We start from the raw sequence: 4,024 nt of genomic DNA, 5'->3' as shown, positions 1-4,024 counted from the left end.
GGCATGGGCGACGGCGAGCGACTGCGCCAACTGCTGAACAGCGAGGCAGCACGGGACCTCAAGCGCGTGGAACTGGCGTCACCTGGCGGCCGCGTGCGCGAGGCTGAGCGCATGGCCGCGGCCTTGAAGGCGCGCGGCCAGGCCAGCCGCGCGGTGGGCACCTGCGCCAGCGCCTGCACCCTTGTCTTCCTGGCCGGGCAGCCCCGCCATATGACGGCCACGGGCGAGCTGGGTTTTCATCGCGCATCCACCGGCACCTACAACCCGGTCTTCGAGGAACTGGCCAACCAGCAATTGGCCAAGACCTACACCGAGCTGGGCCTGCCGCAGCCCATGATCGACAAGACGCTGCGCACACCTTCGCGCAGCATGTGGTTCGTGCCGCGCGACGAGCTGGTCTCCTACGCCTTGATCGCGCCAGCGCCACCCACACTGGCGGTGCCACTGCCGGCCGCCAATGCCACGCTGGCCGATTTCGACGATGCATTGCACATGCACCCCGTGTGGGAGGCGCTGGACAAGCGCACCCCAGGCACCGTGGACGACATCGCCAAGCGCATGCTGGCCGCCCACCAGGCCGGCGCCAGCGAGGAGGAGGTGCAAGCCACCGTGCTGTCGCCCCTGGCCCGCCAGATGCCGGATCTGCTCGGCGGCACCGACGCCGTGTTGCGCCACCGCTATGTGCAACTGGTGTCCGACCAGCTGAAGGCCCTGCGCACACCACCCGCGGGCGTCAGTGCCGGGGCCTGCCGCGACCTGCTCGACGGGCGCCTGGGCGTGCGCCCGCAGCTCCCGCAGGCCTTGCAGGTGCGCGAAGCCCAATGGCTGCAGGACGTGGCCAATGGCACGCTGCCACACCGGCAGCCCAAGCCGGTCAGCGCCCTTGAGATCGAGGTCCTTGAGCGCACCGTGGGGCCGACGGCCATGGGCATGCTGTCGCGCCTGTGGGTCGACGCGCCCGACGCGGCCAAACCCAGCGTCGCTGCCAGCTGCGACCCCGCCATCGCCATGCTGGACCGCCTGCAGGGCCAGCCCCCGGCCCGCCGGGACCTGGCGGAGCGGCTGCTCTTCCAGCCATCGCGCTGATCAGGACCGCATAAGTTCGCTTGGGTGAAATTACCCAGGCCAGCTGATGCCGGTCGTCCCTTCGCCCTTTCTACGATACCGCTCGGTTGCCAATTCGGCACCGCTTTTCATGGAGTTGCTTTCGTGACCATCGCCTCCCCGCTGCGCCTGCCTTTGCTTGGCGCCCTGCTCGGCCTCAACCTCGCCGCCCAGGCGGCACCGAGCGCGCCCGCCGCCGTCAGCTTCGACACCACGCCGCGTGCCGGCCAGCATCAACGACAGCAGATCGACCTGCAGGCCGTCATGAAGATGCGCGTCGAGGCCGGCCCCGACGCGACGGACGAGCAGCGCGCCAAGGCGGCTCAAGCCGCCGAGGGCATGGCGCTGATGGGGCCGATGAAGATGAGCATGCACATGGAGCAGACCATGCAGGTTGGCGCTGCGGACGGCGAGGGCTGGCTGCCGCTGAGCTTGTCGGTCGGCGCCAAGAGCGGCAGCGTGGAAATCGGTGGCAAGCCCGCACCGCTGCCCAGTCTAGGCAAGACCGACATGCGCATTGCAGCGCGCTTCAACCCCAAGGACTTCGGCTTCGAGGTGCAGAAGGTCGAGGGCGGTTCACCCGAGCTGAGCGAGGCCATGAGCAACCAGGGCAAGGCCGCGATCAGCGAGTCCCTGCAACTGCTCAAGGCCCTGAGCCAGCGCCCGCTGAAGGTCGGCGACAGCGTTGAGGTGCCGCTGAACATGGCCCTGCCCATGCCGCTGCCAGGCGGCGCCGGCGGCATGCAAGGCCTGGTGCGCTACACGCTGGCCCGCGTGGACAAGGGTGTGGCGCATTTCGACCTGAGCATGGACCTCAACATGAACATCGACACCCCGCTTCCCAAGCCGGCGGCTGCTGCATCCGCGGCCAGCGGCGCGGCCGCGGACGCGGCACCGCCGATGCTGCACATGCAGATCACGGGTGGTGGCAAAGGCACGAGCTCGCTGCGCCTGGCCGACCGCCTGCCGCTGGCCAGCCAGCTCGCCATGGACATGAAAATGACGATGAACGGGCCCGACAACGGCCGGATGTTCATGGACATGGACATGGTCGTGCAGTCCAAGGGCGAGTCCCTCGCCAAGCCCGCTGCCGCCAAGCCAGCGGTCAAGAAGGCGCCCTGAGCGGGCGCGCCAGGACTCGACTCTAAGGCGCCGACTTCTCCACGACGACAAAGGCGACGGCATAGTCCTGCTCGTCGCTGACCGTCACATGGGCGCTCAAGCCTCGGGCGGCGAACCAATCGGCCAGCGCCCCATGCAGTGCGATCTCGGGCTTGCCACTGCGCGCCTTGACAACCTCCATGGCCCGCCAGGTCATGGGCATGCGCATTCCCATGCCGATGGCCTTGGAGAAGGCCTCCTTGGCGGCGAAGCGCGTCGCCAGATAGGCCTCGCCGCGCGCGTCGACCTTGGCACGGCGCTCCCTGAAAACGGTCAGCTCGTGCGGGCCCAGCACCTTCTCGGCAAAGCGCTCACCGCGCCGCGCGAGCGTGGCTCGGATGCGGCGAATGTCGCAGACGTCGGTGCCGATGCCGTAAATCACTGGTACGCCGTGGCAATGACCTGTTGATAGCTACGCACCGTATCGGCGTAGCCCAGCTCCAATGCATCGGCTATCAGGGCATGGCCGATGGACACTTCCTGTACACCCGGGACATGGCGCAGGAACAGGCTGAGGTTGTCGCGATTCAGGTCGTGGCCGGCATTGATGCCCAGGCCGACCCTGAGCGCCGCCTCGGCCGTGGCCGTGAAACCGGCCAGCACGGCGTCCTGGCGTTCGGTACCGAAGGCGCTGGCAAAGGTCTCGGTATAGAGCTCGATGCGATCCGCGCCCAGCTCGGCCACGGCCGCCATCGCGGCCGGATTCGGGTCCATGAAGAGGCTGACGCGCACACCCAGGCTTTGCGCTTCATGGATCAACGGCTTCAGTCGCCCGGCGTCCTGCGGCAGCATCCAGCCATGGTCGGACGTGAACTGCTCTTCCGAGTCCGGCACGAAGGTGACCTGATGAGGCCGGTGCTTGCGCACGAAGTCCATCAGGTTCTGCGTCGGGTTGCCCTCGATGTTGAACTCGGCTTGAGGCCAATCCTTCAGGAAGGCGGCGAGGTCCTCGACGTCACTGGCGCGGATATGGCGAGCATCGGGCCGTGGATGCACGGTGATGCCCTGGGCACCTGCCAGCAGGCACTGCTCAGCCGCACGCAGCACGCTGGGGATCCCGAGGTGGCGTGTGTTGCGCAACAGCGCGACCTTGTTGACGTTAACGGACAGCGCGCAGCGGGCGCCGGCGTGGGCAAGCGGGTTCATGCCCCCATCGTAGTGGAGCGTCACAACCCCTGGCGCGTCAGGGGGAGGTGCTGAGCACCATCAGCAGTCCGTCGCGCACGTCACCACCGGCCGGCAGCCAGACGACCGAGAAACCGCGCTTCGCGTCCCCGGCGGCCGTGAAGCGCTGCTGCCAGGCCGGGTTGCCGGTCTCCACGCGGCCGGCACTGGCGGCGAGCTTCCAGGCCGGCGTGGCAGCCTGCTGGTAATGGCCCAGCACGACCTCCCAGGCGGTATCGCCGGGCAGCCGGTAGAGCTGGGTGTCCACGACCCGCGCCTGCATCGCCTTGCTGACAACCACGTTGGCACGGCGAGCGGCGGACAGCGAAGGCTCACCGAAATGATCCCAGTCCACCGCCACGGCGCCGGCCGGCGGAGTGGGCAGCGCCACGACCGGCGTTGCGGTGGCGGCGGTGCTCATCATCAGCAAGCCCAGGCCGGCGAGCAGGCAGGCGCGGCGGGCCGGGTCGGTGGGAAGTTGGGACTCATGGCTTGGCATGTTCGCGGGTGACGATCCAGGTGCCGTTGAAGGCCGCACCGGCGCCGCTGCTGGCGGCCTGCTCCAGATCGGGACGGCCGTTGGGCAGGGTGCGCG

5 protein-coding genes are annotated in these 4,024 nt (G+C 68.7%); 2 read left to right on the top strand and 3 right to left on the bottom strand.

Going from position 1 to position 4,024, the window contains the following annotated elements; genetic code table 11:
* Both AC1DU6_RS22395 and AC1DU6_RS22390 read left to right on the top strand, forming a co-directional pair.
* The coding region (locus AC1DU6_RS22395) for a COG3904 family protein (RefSeq protein WP_477859702.1) at window positions 1-1,086 on the top strand (1,086 nt) is incomplete at its 5' end.
* 123 nt (window positions 1,087-1,209) lie between these two features.
* Entirely contained in the window at window positions 1,210-2,226 is a 1,017-nt protein-coding gene (locus AC1DU6_RS22390) for a hypothetical protein (protein WP_457322321.1), read from the top strand.
* 22 nt (window positions 2,227-2,248) lie between these two features.
* Here the strand turns inward: AC1DU6_RS22390 and acpS are convergent, their stop codons facing one another.
* From acpS to AC1DU6_RS22375, 3 genes are read right to left on the bottom strand one after another with little or no spacing between them, the layout of a single operon-like run.
* Window positions 2,249-2,647, bottom strand: a complete 399-nt coding sequence (gene acpS, locus AC1DU6_RS22385; RefSeq protein ID WP_056204219.1) for a holo-ACP synthase — start codon at window positions 2,645-2,647, stop codon at window positions 2,249-2,251.
* Complete coding sequence (locus AC1DU6_RS22380; protein ID WP_457322319.1) at window positions 2,644-3,411, bottom strand: pyridoxine 5'-phosphate synthase; 768 nt, start codon at window positions 3,409-3,411, stop codon at window positions 2,644-2,646. The genes acpS and AC1DU6_RS22380 overlap by 4 nt, the downstream gene beginning before the upstream one ends.
* Window positions 3,412-3,448: 37 nt before the next feature.
* On the bottom strand, window positions 3,449-3,928 hold the full coding sequence (locus AC1DU6_RS22375) for a hypothetical protein (RefSeq protein ID WP_457322317.1): 480 nt from the start codon (window positions 3,926-3,928) through the stop codon (window positions 3,449-3,451).
* Window positions 3,929-4,024: the final 96 nt, after the last annotated feature.

The sequence above is a fragment of the Roseateles sp. P5_B10 genome, from assembly GCF_056400485.1.
This window is presented reverse-complemented; position numbering and strand designations above follow the sequence as displayed.

Excerpts from the sequence above, each read along its gene's own strand:
- AC1DU6_RS22375 (WP_457322317.1), bottom strand. The coding sequence starts at position 3,928 with ATGCCAAGCCATGAGTCCCAACTTCCCACCGACCCGGCCCGCCGCGCC.
- AC1DU6_RS22380 (WP_457322319.1), bottom strand. The coding sequence starts at position 3,411 with ATGAACCCGCTTGCCCACGCCGGCGCCCGCTGCGCGCTGTCCGTTAAC.